This window comes from Pantoea nemavictus (assembly GCF_037479095.1).
GTDB lineage: Bacteria > Pseudomonadota > Gammaproteobacteria > Enterobacterales > Enterobacteriaceae > Pantoea > Pantoea nemavictus.
The window spans coordinates 3717950-3731873 of sequence record NZ_JBBGZW010000001.1; the positions used below are offsets into that span (position 1 = coordinate 3717950).

A 13924-nucleotide genomic window follows, 5' to 3' on the forward strand; every position below is an offset into this window, starting at 1 on the left:
CTGTGCGGCAATCCTGCTCGAAAACTCGCCTTTATGTTTGAGTCATCATGAGTTCACCTGCACCACCAGACGATCACGATGAACCCTATCGACAGCCGCTCGACGACGCGCTCTTCGCCATTGTGGTACTTGCAGTGACGTCGGTTACGCTTATAATCTTCGTCCTGATGATTACGCTGTGGATGAGTTAACGTCAGCAACGGGAAACGGAAGCCGGTAAGGAGATGTCGATGGAAGCCAGAGATGACAAACTGATCGCCATAATTGGCCTGTTATCCGCCTGCCTGATTGGTGTGGTGTTTCTCTTCACCATGACCTGGCTTACCGATGTGCGGCATCCCGCCGATCCCTCGCTTGATGTACAAACCTGCCCGCAACAAAGCGTCACCACCCAACACTCTTAATCTTTTGTCTGCCGGTTCTGCCACTTAATCTGTTGACTGCGCAACTCCAGCGCCAGCGCCTCATGTAAGGTGCGATTACCGTTGGGATCGCCGAGGCCAAACAGCGCGCCTGGGGAACGCCGATCGTCGGCCCATGCCGGATACTCCACCACCGGATAGAGCGAAATCCCTTCCAGCGCCACACCTTGCTCTAGCGCCAATCGCGCTTCTTCACTCACCTGACGCAGCCAGGGCGCGCGCGCATCGCCTTCGGCGCCGGTTTCCGCCAGGATCATCGGCCGCTGGTAGCGCTGCCAGCACTGCAGCAATAAACGGTGCAACGGTTGCCGCGTGGGATGATCGAGCGGAATAGTGTCGCCGGAGAAGAACCAATGATTATCCGGATAGTAGTTCAGGCCGAGAACATCGAGAAAATCTTCGCGTCCACCCAGTTCAGGCGCATCGCGTCCGGCAAGCCAGTCCCAGGCTTCAAACTGGGCCTGATGCTGGGCATCAGCATAAGGTTTGCTGTCGGGATTATCGGGATGGGTTGCAACTTGCACCAGCGGATCGGTCAGCACAAAGCGCGCATCGGGATAGACCTCACGAATCGCATGCATCGCCGCCAGCGAGGCGCGCACCAGTTGGCGCTTTAGCTCACGCCCGCGATCGCTGGCGTAGGGATCGAGCCAGGAGACATCGGCACCCGCCCATGACCAGAATGAAATTTGATTGATCGGTGTGAAAAAGGGTTTTTCAATACCTTCATCGCGCATCAGCTGCGCCATGGCGCGTGCGAAACGTTCGAAATGGTCAACAAAACTGGCTTTCCAGATATCAAGGTGATCGGGATAGCCAAAGTGTGCCAGCTCCCAGATAATCTGCATGTCATGGCGCGCCGCGGCATGCACCATCGGTAGAAAGGTGCGCCAGTCATATTCGTTGGGCACGGCTTCGATCAGGTGCCAGCGTGCGCCATCGCGCGCGGTGTGCAAACCCTCTCGCGCCAGGGCGGCATAATCCTTCTCCAGCAGCATATCGTGGCCGCTGCTGATCACCATATCCAGCCGACGTCCGCCCGCGCGACATGCGGTGGAACAGGGAAAACTGCCTTGAAAAAAGCTTCGGAACAGCTGAGGGTGATGGCGCAGGGATTGCTGAGTCATAATCCTCTCCTCACGGTGAACGCCGGATGCAGAACGCTTGGCTAAGTCTAGACTAAATTGACGACGCGCCATTTGGCAGATGAGGAAGGCTCCGATTGCCATTTATCGCGCCGATACTAACAATAATAGGTCCACAGCTTTCAGGGATTCACTATGAGTGAAGCAGCACAATCTTTGCCGCCCGAGGAGCATCCGGGCAAAGGGCTGAAACCGAATGTTGATGCGCGCTGCGCACAGCATCCTGGCATGAGCGGTATTCATCCGCTCAACGATGGCTTAGACGCTTTTGCTGCGCGCTATCAGATGATGAGCAGGGCGCAGCACAGCATTGATGTGCAGTACTACATCTGGCACAACGACATGTCCGGCCGCTTGCTGTTTAGCGCGCTGCTGGATGCCGCCGAGCGCGGGGTGAAAGTGCGTTTGCTGCTCGATGACAACAACACGCCGGGTTTGGATGAGACGCTGGCCGAACTCGATCGTCATCCCAACATTGCCGTGCGCTTGTTCAATCCCTTTTCGTTTCGCACATTGCGCGCGCTAGGGTATCTCACCGATTTCTCACGTCTTAATCGACGCATGCACAATAAAAGTCTGACGGTCGATGGCGCGGCCACGCTGGTGGGCGGACGCAATATCGGCGATGAATATTTCGGCACGGGCGATGAGCCGCTGTTTACCGATCTTGATGTGCTGGCGATCGGTCCGGTGGTGGACGAGGTGACGCAGGATTTCGAGCGCTACTGGCGCAGTAAAGCGGTATCAACGCTGCGTAAGGTGGTTGACGTCAGCGGCGAGGCGCATCAGGCGGTGCGCTTGCCGGTGGAGTGGCAGCAGAGTGAAGCGGTGGAACGCTATCTGGCGCGGCTGGAGCACTCCTCATTCATCAACCAGATGGAGCAGGGCGAGCTGGAGATGACGTGGGCGGAGTCGCGCTTACTGAGCGATGACCCGCGCAAAGGCCTCGGCAAGGCGAAGCGGCGTAATTTGTTGCCGCAGCGCATGCTGGAGGTGATCGGGATGCCGCAGCAGCAGTTCGATATTATCTCCGCCTATTTTGTTCCTACGCGTTCTGGCGTGGCGCAGCTGCTGGCGCTGAAGCGGCGCGGGGTTAAAATCGCCATACTCACCAACTCGCTGGCGGCTAATGACGTTACGGTGGTGCACGCCGGTTATGCGCGCTGGCGTAAAAAACTGCTGCGTCATGGCATCGCGCTGTATGAGCTGAAGCCACAGGATAATCCGCAAAGCGCGCCGCACGACCGCGGTTTAACCGGTAACTCAGGCTCCAGTTTGCATGCCAAAACCTTTACCGTGGACAACCGTAAAGTGTTTATCGGCTCGTTTAATTTCGATCCGCGCTCGGCGATGTTGAATACCGAAATGGGTTTGGTGATTGAGAGCGAAGCGTTGGCACAGCAAACCCACCAACGTTTTATTGCCGGCATGCGCGATCGCGCCTGGACACTGCGTCTCGATAAGTGGGGGCGCGTCAACTGGGTAGAGTATGCTCATGAGCAGGGCGAAGTGGTGCACAAGCATGAACCGCAGTGCACGCTGCTGCAGCGCTTGCTGGTGCGCCTGGTGTGGCGTCTGCCGGTGGAGTGGTTGCTCTAAAACAACGGGCCAGCTTAGCTGGCCCGTTGTTTATTTGCGCTGTGGCTTCCCGGAGAACAGGAAACGCAGCAGTGGAATGCGCAGATGAATTTCGTACAGCGTAAAGGCCACGCCAAACACCATCAATAAACCGAGGAAGAAGCCGAGCGTGTTATTACCAATGTGCGGCGTAATGTAGATGCCATACAAAATGGTCAGCGGATGGTGCACCAGATAGATAAACAGCGAGGCATTAACCAGATACATGATGCGCGGTGAATGGCTGTTCAGCAGCTTGTGACCGAAGCTAAAGCAGACGTTGAGCATGCACAAACCCATGAGCGTGGTGATGATCATATCAATCTCATACAGCCAACCTTCGCCACTGCTGTAACGCTGATTCAGACTGTAGGCGATAAACACGGCAATGGCGCCAAAGCACATCACCGGATTAAAGCGCACAAACAGCGCTTTCAACTCCTGATGCTTCCAGCTCAACGCGCCCAACATAAAGAACGGCAGGAACGTCAACATTTGCATCACGGCAATGCTGAACAGGCCATCGGCAAAAACCGCCGGGACGAAATAAAACAGCACGCGGCGGAACGCACACCATATCAAGGCATAAATCAGCAGCGCCAGCGTCAGTTTCCCCCAGCCGATTTGCTGATAATTGATAACGCGCTGCTGTTTGTTCAGCCAGCGAAACGTCAACATGCCGAGCGTGGTGAGAATGACCAGGACCAGTAAAAACCATAGATGCGAAATCAGCTCCCACATCAGCGTATTGTACTTGTCGTACAGCGAGAAACTGTTCCAGTCGCCGATTTTATCGGTGAGATTTTTGGTGATGAAAAACTGCGGCAACGTAATCAGCGGAACGGCTGTCAACATGGGAATGCCGACGCGCTCCAGACGCACTTTCAGCCAGCGCTGGGGCTGATAGCGTAAGTAGAGCATGTAGGAAAAATAGCCAGAAATAACAAAGAATACCTGCATGCGGAAGGCATGAATAAAGTCATTAAGTACCGTCAACCACATCGAGGCGTCATGGCTATTCACCGCCCACTTTTGCGTGGAGTAAATCAGTGAGACGTGAAAAGGCACGCCTAATAACATTAAATACGCTCGAATCGAATCGAGGAAATATTCACGTTCGGGTTTAGCTGAACTCATAATCTTCCAATAGTCAGTTTACTTGCCGGTTTCGCCCTGAAACCAGATTATGCCGAAGGAAAATTCTACCGGCTGTAAACAGGGTATACTATCAGGTGAATCTGTATGTGATTTTGCAGGGTTTAATTATCCGAAAAGCACACTTTCAGCTTACAAATCAGCGGAACAATCTATTACATACGCTGTCGGAAAACCGAATAATCCTTTAAGATAATCGGGTTTGATCTAAGCACACGAAAGGGGGGGATGTGCTGAATAATGTGAATAATAAAGTGGGACTGGTAAAGATGCGCTGGGTAGGCGCGGCAGTTCTGCTGGCTTTGTATGCCAACAATAGTTGGGCGTTTAACATCGATGATGTAGCAAAACAAGCCAAGGCGTTGGCAGGGAAAAGTTTCGAAGCGCCAAAGAGCAATTTACCCTCTCAGTTTCGTGAAATGAAGTTTGCTGACTATCAGCAGATCCAGTTTAACCACGACAAAGCTTATTGGGGCAAACTGCGTACGCCGTTTAAGCTTGAGTTCTACCATCAGGGTATGTATTTCGATACGCCGGTGAAAATTAACGAAGTCACGGCGTCTTCAGTACGTGAAATTAAATATGACCCTGACTATTTCAATTTTGGCAACGTTAAGCACGATGCTGATTCAGTCAAAAACCTCGGCTTTGCTGGGTTTAAGGTGTTGTATCCTTTAAATAAAAAGGGCAAAGACGACGAGATCACCAGCTTCCTCGGTGCCAGCTATTTCCGTGTAATTGGCGAAGGCCAGGTTTACGGACTTTCGGCGCGCGGTCTGGCGATTGATACTGCATTACCGTCAGGTGAAGAGTTCCCGCGCTTTAAAGAGTTTTGGATTGAACGTCCAAAACCGCAGGACAAACAGCTGGTGATTTATGCGCTGCTGGATTCGCCACGCGCGTCCGGTGCGTATCGCTTCACCATTCGTCCGGGCAAAGAATCAACGGTTGATGTGCAGTCCAAAGTTTATCTGCGTGATAACGTTGGCAAATTGGGCGTTGCGCCGTTAACCAGCATGTTCCTGTTTGGAGCTAACCAGCCTTCGCCGGTAACTAACTTCCGTTCAGAGCTGCACGATTCAAACGGTCTTTCGATCCACGCCGGTAACGGTGAGTGGATTTGGCGTCCGCTGAATAACCCGAAACATCTGGCGGTAAGCACCTTTACCGTTGAGAACCCGAAAGGGTTTGGTCTGCTGCAGCGCACGCGTGATTTCAGCCGTTTCCAGGATCTCGACGATCGCTACGATCTGCGCCCAAGTGGCTGGGTTGAGCCGCAGGGTGACTGGGGCAAAGGCCGCGTTGAGCTGGTAGAGATTCCGACTGCCGATGAAACCAACGATAATATCGTCGCGTTCTGGACGCCGGAAAAACTGCCAGAGCCAGGCAAAGAGATGAACTTCCAGTATCGCCTGCACTTCACACGTGATGAAAATCAGCTGCATTCAGATGACATCGCCTGGGTGAAAGATACGCTGCGTTCAGCGGGTGATGTGAAACAGTCGAACCTGGTGCGTCAGCCGGATGGTTCTATCGCCTTCACCGTGGATTTTGTCGGCAAAGCGATGAGCAAGCTGCCGGAAGATACGCAAGTGGCGCCGCAGGTTAGCGTGGGTGACAACGCTGACGTGGTTGAGCAGAGTGTACGCTACAACCCGGTAACCAAAGGCTGGCGTTTAGTGTTGCGTCTGCGTGTGAAAGATAACAAGCAGCCGACCGAAATGCGTGCGGCGCTGGTAAGCGGCGACAAGACATTGACGGAAACCTGGAGCTATCAGCTACCTGCCAATGAATAAATCGATATTTTTACCTCAATCTTACGTGGAGGCTCTGCCGCTTGATGCGGCAGGGCGCGCCCGTCTGAGCGATTCGCTACAGAATGCGCAGGCGTTCCACGCTATTCATACGTCGCTGGGGCACGATATTGCCGCCAGCGAGCGCCCGGATGATGCGCCGCTGAAATCGGTGTCATCCCGTGTGCAAATGGCCTGGCCAGACTCATTGGCGGATGGTCAGCAGCTGAGCAAGGATTATCTCGACCGCACCACGCTGAAGGCGATGCCGAAGGTGAAGCGTTCGCTGATGTTCCCGGAGATCTGGCGCACCAACCCCATTGCGCGCGCCTGGGATTCTGTCCGTGGTAAGAAATCCACGCCGCGCTATGCCTCGGTGGAAGAGCAAAAAACCGAGGACAAGTGGCGACACGTGGGTTCAATGCGTCGTTACGTGTTGCTGATTCTCACGATTCTGCAAACCGTGGTGGCCACCTGGTACATGAAAACCATTCTGCCGTATCAGGGCTGGACGCTGATCGATCCGATCGAGATGTTTAACCAGAACTGGTTGCAGTCGGTTGAATTGATTCTGCCTTATATCTTGCAGACCGGGATTCTGTTCCTGTTTGCCATTCTGTTCTGTTGGGTTTCAGCCGGTTTCTGGACCGCGCTGATGGGCTTCCTACAGCTGCTGATTGGCCGCGATAAGTACAGTATTTCGTACTCGACCACCGGTGATGAACCGCTGAATCCGGAACATCGTACTGCGTTAATCATGCCGATCTGTAATGAAGACGTTGAGCGCGTGTTCGCGGGCCTGCGTGCGACCTGGGAATCGGTTAAACGTACGGGTAATGCCGAGCATTTCGACGTTTACATTCTGAGTGACAGCTACGATGCGGACATCGCTATCGCCGAGCAGAAAGCCTGGATGGAGCTGGTACGCGATGTCGGTGGTGCGGGCAAGATTTTCTATCGTCGTCGTCGTCGTCGTGTAAAGCGTAAAAGCGGCAACATCGATGACTTCTGCCGTCGCTGGGGTGTCAACTACAGCTATATGGTGGTGCTGGACGCCGACAGCGTGATGAGCGGTGAGTGTCTTACCGGTCTGGTGCGCATGATGGATGCTAACCCGAACGCCGGTATTATCCAGTCTTCGCCAAAAGCGTCTGGCATGGATACGCTGTATGCGCGTTGTCAGCAGTTTGCCACGCGTGTTTACGGTCCGCTGTTTACCGCCGGTCTGCACTTCTGGCAGTTGGGTGAATCGCACTATTGGGGCCATAACGCCATCATTCGTGTGAAACCGTTCATTGAACATTGTGCGCTGGCTCCGCTGCCGGGAGAAGGTTCCTTCGCCGGTTCGATCCTGTCGCATGACTTCGTTGAAGCGGCGCTGATGCGTCGTGCGGGTTGGGGCGTATGGATTGCCTACGATCTGCCGGGTTCTTATGAAGAGCTGCCACCGAACCTGCTGGATGAACTGAAGCGTGACCGTCGCTGGTGCCACGGTAACCTGATGAACTTCCGCCTGTTCCTGGTAAAAGGTATGCACCCGGTTCACCGTGCGGTGTTCCTGACGGGCGTGATGTCGTATCTCTCTGCGCCGTTGTGGTTTATGTTCCTTGCGCTCTCCACTGCCTTGCAGGTGGTGCACACGCTGATGGAACCGACCTACTTCCTGCAGCCGCGCCAGCTGTTCCCGGTGTGGCCGCAGTGGCGTCCTGATCTGGCGATTGCGCTGTTCTCGACCACGCTGGTGCTGCTGTTCCTGCCGAAACTGTTGAGCGTGGTGTTGATTTGGTTCAAGGGAGCGAAGCCTTACGGTGGCGCCATCCGCTTGTTCTGCTCGCTGATTCTGGAGATGCTGTTCTCGGTGCTGTTAGCACCGGTGCGCATGCTGTTCCACACCGTCTTCGTGGTCAGCGCGTTCCTTGGCTGGGAAGTGGTATGGAATTCACCGCAGCGTGACGATGATGCGACGCCGTGGAGCGAAGCCTTCCGTCGTCACGGTTCACAGATGCTGTTGGGTATCGTGTGGGCGGGCGGCATGGGCTTGCTGGATCTGAACTTCCTGTGGTGGCTGTCGCCGATTGTCTTCTCGCTGATCCTGTCGCCATTTGTGTCGGTGATGTCGAGTCGTGCGACGGTAGGGCAGAAGAGCAAGAATGCTAAGCTGTTCCTGATTCCGGAAGAGTACGAGCCGCCAAAAGAGCTGGTCGATACCGATCACTATCTGCAGATCAACCGTCAACGTGCGCTGAAAAATGGCTTTATGCACGCGCTGTTTAACCCTGCGTTTAACGCGCTGGCGACGGCGATGGCCACATCGCGTCACAAACAGAGTGATTTGCTGGACCATGCGCGCGATCGTCGCGTTGATCAGGCACTGAGTGATGCGCCAGAGAAACTTAACCGCGAGCAGCGTTTGCAGCTGATTAGCGATCCGGTGGTGCTGGCACGTGTTCACTCACGCTTGTGGGAAAGTGCTGACAAATATCATCAGTGGGTGGAAAGCTATCAAAAGCTGAAGCTCAACCCTGAGGCGCTGCCACAGCGTTAAGGTTAATAAAGTAAAAAGCGGCAGAGATGCCGCTTTTTTTATGCCGTTAATCTGCAGGGAATAACGCAACCTTTACACCTGAAGAAGTAGTCACTCCTCGTAGAGAGGGTTAAACTGGCGCCAGTTCATTGTGAGTAAACGTTGTGAATGCTTTCCTGAAAATAACTGCGCTTAGCGCCACCATTCTGTTGCTTACCGGCTGTGGCAGTATTATTAGCCGCACCTTTCCCGGACAGGGGCATGGCAACCAATATTATCCTGGCGTGCAGTGGGACGTTCGTGACGGGCCGTGGCGTGTGCTGACCATTCTCGATTTACCGCTATCGCTGGTCATGGACACGCTATTATTGCCGGTTGATGCCAATCACGGCCCGTACGAATAACGCTTAAGGCAAGTTGTCAGAAGGGCTGTTGTCGTCTTCCCACTCCTGCGCCGCCGCTTCACCTTCTTCAAGGTCGCGCGGTGGCTCTAACTGAAATTCGCCCTCATCCCATTCGTGCAGGGTATTTTCAGCTTGCCACTCCTGACGTAACTCGACTTCATCGAAATCACCGTCGAATATCGCCTGTGCGGCTTCACCGCTGGAGATGGGTAGGCATTCGCCCAGGCCATCCTATTCAGCGAAAAATTCGGCCTGCCACATAATGTCGCCGTCCTGCATCACGTACTTTTGCAGGGCGAACTGGCTGACATTGGCATCTTCTTGTGCAATTTCGGGTTGGCTGGCGAGAAACTCCTCGCGTGCCGCTTCAATGGCTTCTTCCAGGGTGCTAAACAGGCTCATCATCAACTCCATGTCTGTAAAAAAGGGATTTCACAGAAGGATAGACGAAAAAACAGCAAGTGAAGGGAAGAGAGTGAATATCGGTTGGGCGGTTGAGTGAAATTCAACCGCCCAACCCTTCAGGCTAATTTCTGGGGAAAGTGTAATACCGGGCGTACTGACTCATGAATAATGGGAGCAGAGTAACGAATGCAACATTTAATACAGGGCTTAACTTTTTTGAAATTAATACGAGCGGTTGTAAGTGCCTGATTTAAATTATACAGAGTGCCGATAAAAACCATATCCTCCTTCACAGGTAAACGTTTGCACTCTTTCCGATGCAGCAGATGATAACCTTCTTGATCGGTACTGACCGTCACGTAGTAGTAGATGCCTTTATTCATATAATATGTATCCTGAGATATATTTGCTGTGTGAAATCTTTTTATATTTTTTTAAATTTGAACTTATTATGCTAACTGTCATCATCGAAATTAACTGCATTCGATTTTGGCGACAAATTCCATAATGATATAAGAAGGCTGATTATTTTGCCTGGATGGAATATGGCGTTTTTTGTTCAGACAATGCCTTGTTTATTAAGTTAATTTTACTGCATTGATAAGTGAAGTCGAAGGGTTTAGCAATATTAAATAGGAATAGCCCTGGAAATGATCGGGATCAGGTCCGTAGCGGCACAATTTGGTGAGTAAATATTAATGAGGCGCAAATCAATAATCAGCTCGAAGCGCAGATTTTCGCGCTGGTTAACTCACTTAATCCTCACTTTTAGCAAGCTTGTCGCAGGATATCCGCATGCTGTCTGACTTTATCTGGCGCTAAGTTAACTATCAGCCTAAGTTCAGGCTGGTCCGACTCGCTTATTAATAACCGGCGAAAATCGCGGGATAAGGCAAATTAGAATGGAGATGTGTGGGGCACCAACAGTACCCCGAAAAGATTTTAATAAACGGAAGGTTGTCCTTCAGGACGGGTTTTAAAGCGGCGGTGCAGCCACATATATTGCTCTGGAGCCAACAGGACCGTTTCTTCAACCACTTTATTCATCACTACCGCGGTATCAAGCTCAGTTTCAAGTGTGAACTTATCGCGGATATCCGGCATCATTTTAAGTTCATAGCCGCGCGCATTCGGCAGGCGTCGTGCAAGGAACGGCACTACGCTCGGATTGGCGAGACGGATCAGCATATGTGTCCCAGTGGTGGTCGCCGCATCCGGCACCGCAAAGAAAGGGGCAAACACACTACTGCGCGGGCCGTAATCATGATCCGGTGCATACCAGATAATGTCGTTGTTCTTCATCGCGCGAATCATGCCTTTGAGATCTTTACGGTCGAGCATGCTTTTGTTGGAGCGCATGCGGCCCCAGGTTTGCAGCCAATCGATCAGCTTGTTGTCGTTGGGGCGATACACGCCAATGCCTGGATTGTGCATGCCAAACACGCGGGCACCCAGTTCCAACGTCAGGAAGTGCATACCAATTAATAAGATGCCACGCTTCTGTTCCAGCGCATGGGTAACATGCTCAAGTCCGCTGGTGGCCACCCATTTACGAATACGCCAGTCCGGCCAAAACCACGCCATCCCCGTTTCAATCAGTCCCATACCCACCGATTCAAAATTGTGTTTCACCATCGCTTCACGTTCGTTAGTCGGCATAGTCGGGAAGCACACCTCCAGATTGCGTTGTGCCACCTCGACGCGCCGCTTCATAAAGCGCATCGCTATGCGCCCCAGTCCGCAGCCAATCGCGTGCAGCACTGGATAAGGTAAGAGCACCAATAAATAAAGAAAACCAATGCCGATCCAGGTCGGCCAATAGCGTGGATGAAGCAGTTCGCGGGTGAGTTGGGGAAGTTGAGTCATGAAAATGTCAGTATCCTGCGTCTTATGCCAGAGAGTCCGGTTTCTGTAATTTTTTAGCATTATGCCATTTTTTCACTCTGGCTGAAATCAAGCATAGACGGTGGACTGTCATCCGGCAGCAGCTATGCGCACGAAAATGCAATTGTGACGCAGAATTACGCCGGTTATGTCTCGCGTTAGGCTTAACACACCAAAGATTTTGCATCCGGCAGAATTCGGGTATCATACGCGCGCTTAATTTCTCTGATTGCTAACAGGACGAACACCATGCCAGTGTTACATAACCTTGTTTCCAATAAAGAGCTGAAGGAACGTATGTTGGCGGAAACCGAACCACGTACCACAGTCTCTTTTTATAAATACTTCCAGATTGCCGATCCCAAAGCGTTCCGTGATGCCCTCTACGTTGAGTTAACTAAGCTCAAGGTGTTTGGCCGCGTCTATGTGGCGCATGAAGGCATCAACGCGCAGATCAGCGTGCCCGCCAGCCGTTATGAAAAAATGAAGGCGACCTTGTACGCCTTCGATGCGGCGCTGAATAATCTGCGCATGAATATTGCGCTGGATGATGACGGCAAATCCTTTTGGGTTCTGCGTTTGAAAGTGCGTGAGCGCATTGTTGCAGATGGAATTGAAGACAACAGCTTTGATGCCAGCGATGTAGGCGCTTACCTGAAAGCCGCCGACGTTAATGCGCTGCTCGACGATCCTGATGCGTTATTTGTCGATATGCGCAATCACTACGAATATGAAGTAGGGCGCTTCGATAATGCGCTGGAAGTCCCCGCAGATACCTTCCGCGATCAGCTGCCGATGGCAGTGGATATGCTGCAGGATAAGAAAGACAAAAAGATTGTTATGTACTGCACCGGCGGCATTCGTTGTGAAAAAGCCAGCGCGTGGATGAAACATAACGGCTTCAATGATGTTTACCATATTGAAGGCGGCATTATTGAGTACACCCGTCGTGCGCGTGAGCAGGGTTTACCGGTGCGTTTTAAGGGCAAGAACTTTGTCTTTGATGAGCGCATGGGCGAACGCATCTCCGACGATATTCTTTCCAGCTGTCATCAGTGTGGTACGCCTTGTGATAGCCATACCAACTGCATTAATGATGGCTGTCATTTGTTGTTCATTCAGTGCCCAAGCTGCGCTGAAAAGTATCACAACTGCTGTAGCCCCATCTGCATGGAAGAGTCAACGCTGTCGCCAGAAGAGCAGCGCGCACGCCGTGCGGGCCGTGAGAATGGCAATAAGGTGTTCAATAAATCGCGTGGTTTACTGAACATGACGATGGCGATTCCGGCACCGGATAAAAAGTAATTTCAGTGCAGCCTGAAGCGCTCAGGCTGCATTTTATTACTTGCGCACGCCTTCAACCGAAATAATCAGTTCTGCTTTTTGTGATGCCGGGCCAAGGTCTTTGCTGATATTGAACTCTTTCAGCACAATCTCTCCGCTGGCTTCAAATCCGGCACGATAACCGCCCCACGGATCTTTGCCTTCGCCCATCAATTTTGCATCCAGGGTGATCGGTTTGGTCACGCCATTCAGCGTCAAATCGCCGGTGATTTTGTAATCCTTACCCTCTTTCTTCACCGCGGTTGAAGCAAAAGTTGCCTGCGGGAATTTGCCGGTGTTAAGAAAATCTGCGCTACGCAGATGCTTATCGCGTTCAGCATGGTTGGTATCGAGACTATTCGTGTTAATGGTGACATTCACTTTGTCCGCCGACGGATTGGCTTCATCGAAGGTAAAGCCGCCATCGAAATCTTTGAACGTCCCGTATAACCAGCTGTAGCCCAAATGCTGAATACGGAACTGGACAAACGCATGCTGGCCTTCCTTATCAAACTTATAATCCGCTGCGCTGGCGGTCAGGCTGGCGCTTAATAATCCGGCCGCGGCTACTGCCAGTAATGTTTTCTTTAACATGTTACTTTTCCTTTTCAGAGGTTAACGGGATGCGGTAGCCCAACATCCTTTTCAGAGTCACATCACGGTCGATGAAATGGTGTTTCAAGGCAGCCAGCGCGTGCAGTGCTGAAAGCAGCACTAAACCCCAGGCCAGCCAAAGATGAATGGCCCCAGCCAAATCGGCTTGTTGGCCGGCGCCGCTGAACAGGGCTGGCACGTCGAACCAGCCAAATACGGAGATGGCTTTGCCATCGGCGGTGGAGATGAGGTAGCCGCTGATCAGCAATACGATCAGCAGACTGTATAGCATCCAGTGTGCCGCAGTGGCTGAACGGCGCACTGCAGGTGAATAGCCTGGCAACGGTTTAGGCGGCGGCGAGATAAATCGCCAGCCGACACGCAACAGCAGAGCGGCAAACAGCAGAATGCCGATGCCTTTATGAATCTCAGGTGCATCGTGATACCAGCCGTCGTAATAACCTAATCCAACCATCCATAATCCCAGCGCAAACATGCCGTAAATAACCAGCGCCATGAGCCAGTGCATGAAAATTGAGACGATGCCGAAGTGCTGTGTGGAATTGCGCCACATATTAAATGTCCAGCAAAATGAAATAAGTGGTAATGAGCATCTACATTTTGTAATACAAAATCAATTCACCTTACTTTTCTATAA

At 52.3% G+C, this 13924-nt stretch carries 13 protein-coding genes and 1 pseudogene; 7 read left to right on the forward strand and 7 right to left on the reverse strand.

What is annotated here, in order from left to right; genetic code table 11:
• The first annotated feature begins 47 nt into the window (after positions 1–47).
• Both WH298_RS17075 and WH298_RS17080 read left to right on the forward strand, forming a co-directional pair.
• Positions 48–191 (forward strand): hypothetical protein, encoded by a 144-nt coding sequence (locus WH298_RS17075; protein WP_007893692.1) that lies wholly within the window; start codon positions 48–50, stop codon positions 189–191.
• A gap of 39 nt (positions 192–230) precedes the next feature.
• The gene (locus WH298_RS17080) at positions 231–404 is read left to right on the forward strand and encodes a hypothetical protein (RefSeq protein WP_007893690.1); all 174 of its coding nucleotides are present in this window, start codon (positions 231–233) and stop codon (positions 402–404) included.
• Here WH298_RS17080 and WH298_RS17085 read toward each other — a convergent pair.
• On the reverse strand, positions 401–1549 hold the full coding sequence (locus tag WH298_RS17085; protein WP_007893688.1) for a glycoside hydrolase family 1 protein: 1149 nt from the start codon (positions 1547–1549) through the stop codon (positions 401–403). The two genes, WH298_RS17080 and WH298_RS17085, sit on opposite strands and share 4 nt — an antisense overlap.
• 153 nt (positions 1550–1702) lie before the next feature.
• Between WH298_RS17085 and WH298_RS17090 the strand changes: the two genes are divergently transcribed.
• Complete coding sequence (locus WH298_RS17090; protein ID WP_304623271.1) at positions 1703–3166, forward strand: phospholipase D-like domain-containing protein; 1464 nt, start codon at positions 1703–1705, stop codon at positions 3164–3166.
• A 30-nt stretch (positions 3167–3196) separates the two neighbouring features.
• On the opposite strand, the gene mdoC is transcribed toward WH298_RS17090, so the two are convergent.
• Positions 3197–4321, reverse strand: a complete 1125-nt coding sequence (mdoC, locus tag WH298_RS17095) for a glucans biosynthesis protein MdoC (RefSeq protein WP_049851075.1) — start codon at positions 4319–4321, stop codon at positions 3197–3199.
• 278 nt (positions 4322–4599) lie between these two features.
• On the opposite strand from mdoC, the gene WH298_RS17100 reads away from it, so the two are divergent.
• The 3 genes from WH298_RS17100 to WH298_RS17110 all read left to right on the forward strand — a co-directional run bounded on the left by WH298_RS17100 (position 4600) and on the right by WH298_RS17110 (position 9060).
• The gene (locus WH298_RS17100; protein WP_180823737.1) at positions 4600–6135 is read left to right on the forward strand and encodes a glucan biosynthesis protein G; all 1536 of its coding nucleotides are present in this window, start codon (positions 4600–4602) and stop codon (positions 6133–6135) included.
• Positions 6128–8677: a glucans biosynthesis glucosyltransferase MdoH gene (mdoH, locus tag WH298_RS17105; RefSeq protein ID WP_180823404.1), complete on the forward strand. Its 2550-nt coding sequence runs from the start codon at positions 6128–6130 to the stop codon at positions 8675–8677. The genes WH298_RS17100 and mdoH overlap by 8 nt, the downstream gene beginning before the upstream one ends.
• A gap of 143 nt (positions 8678–8820) precedes the next feature.
• The gene (locus WH298_RS17110; protein ID WP_007893679.1) at positions 8821–9060 is read left to right on the forward strand and encodes a YceK/YidQ family lipoprotein; all 240 of its coding nucleotides are present in this window, start codon (positions 8821–8823) and stop codon (positions 9058–9060) included.
• Between the two features lie 3 nt (positions 9061–9063).
• On the opposite strand, the pseudogene WH298_RS17115 reads toward WH298_RS17110, so the two are convergent.
• The 3 genes and pseudogenes from WH298_RS17115 to WH298_RS17125 form a co-directional block, all read right to left on the reverse strand.
• A pseudogene (locus tag WH298_RS17115) lies at positions 9064–9462 on the reverse strand (MysB family protein).
• A 119-nt stretch (positions 9463–9581) separates the two neighbouring features.
• Complete coding sequence (locus WH298_RS17120; protein ID WP_007893676.1) at positions 9582–9848, reverse strand: hypothetical protein; 267 nt, start codon at positions 9846–9848, stop codon at positions 9582–9584.
• Between the two features lie 559 nt (positions 9849–10407).
• Entirely contained in the window at positions 10408–11331 is a 924-nt protein-coding gene (locus WH298_RS17125; protein ID WP_049851077.1) for a Kdo(2)-lipid IV(A) acyltransferase, read from the reverse strand.
• Positions 11332–11598: 267 nt separating this feature from the next.
• Here WH298_RS17125 and trhO point away from each other — a divergent pair, with 267 nt between their 5' ends.
• A complete protein-coding gene (gene trhO, locus WH298_RS17130) occupies positions 11599–12654 on the forward strand; it encodes an oxygen-dependent tRNA uridine(34) hydroxylase TrhO (RefSeq protein WP_049851078.1) in 1056 nt (351 codons plus the stop codon).
• Positions 12655–12690: 36 nt separating this feature from the next.
• Here the strand turns inward: trhO and WH298_RS17135 are convergent, their stop codons facing one another.
• Both WH298_RS17135 and WH298_RS17140 read right to left on the reverse strand, forming a co-directional pair.
• Positions 12691–13266, reverse strand: a complete 576-nt coding sequence (locus WH298_RS17135) for a YceI family protein (protein ID WP_007893670.1) — start codon at positions 13264–13266, stop codon at positions 12691–12693.
• Between the two features lies 1 nt (position 13267).
• Positions 13268–13840: a cytochrome b gene (locus WH298_RS17140; RefSeq protein WP_180823405.1), complete on the reverse strand. Its 573-nt coding sequence runs from the start codon at positions 13838–13840 to the stop codon at positions 13268–13270.
• Between the last annotated feature and the right edge of the window lie 84 nt (positions 13841–13924).

What these genes read in the sequence shown, in the direction of transcription:
- mdoC (WP_049851075.1), bottom strand. Translation starts at nt 4,321, where the DNA reads ATGAGTTCAGCTAAACCCGAACGTGAATATTTCCTCGATTCGATTCGA.
- WH298_RS17125 (WP_049851077.1), bottom strand. Translation starts at nt 11,331, where the DNA reads ATGACTCAACTTCCCCAACTCACCCGCGAACTGCTTCATCCACGCTAT.
- WH298_RS17085 (WP_007893688.1), bottom strand. Translation starts at nt 1,549, where the DNA reads ATGACTCAGCAATCCCTGCGCCATCACCCTCAGCTGTTCCGAAGCTTT.
- WH298_RS17090 (WP_304623271.1), top strand. Translation starts at nt 1,703, where the DNA reads ATGAGTGAAGCAGCACAATCTTTGCCGCCCGAGGAGCATCCGGGCAAA.
- trhO (WP_049851078.1), top strand. Translation starts at nt 11,599, where the DNA reads ATGCCAGTGTTACATAACCTTGTTTCCAATAAAGAGCTGAAGGAACGT.
- WH298_RS17120 (WP_007893676.1), bottom strand. Translation starts at nt 9,848, where the DNA reads ATGAATAAAGGCATCTACTACTACGTGACGGTCAGTACCGATCAAGAA.
- WH298_RS17135 (WP_007893670.1), bottom strand. Translation starts at nt 13,266, where the DNA reads ATGTTAAAGAAAACATTACTGGCAGTAGCCGCGGCCGGATTATTAAGC.
- WH298_RS17140 (WP_180823405.1), bottom strand. Translation starts at nt 13,840, where the DNA reads ATGTGGCGCAATTCCACACAGCACTTCGGCATCGTCTCAATTTTCATG.
- WH298_RS17080 (WP_007893690.1), top strand. Translation starts at nt 231, where the DNA reads ATGGAAGCCAGAGATGACAAACTGATCGCCATAATTGGCCTGTTATCC.
- WH298_RS17075 (WP_007893692.1), top strand. Translation starts at nt 48, where the DNA reads ATGAGTTCACCTGCACCACCAGACGATCACGATGAACCCTATCGACAG.
- mdoH (WP_180823404.1), top strand. Translation starts at nt 6,128, where the DNA reads ATGAATAAATCGATATTTTTACCTCAATCTTACGTGGAGGCTCTGCCG.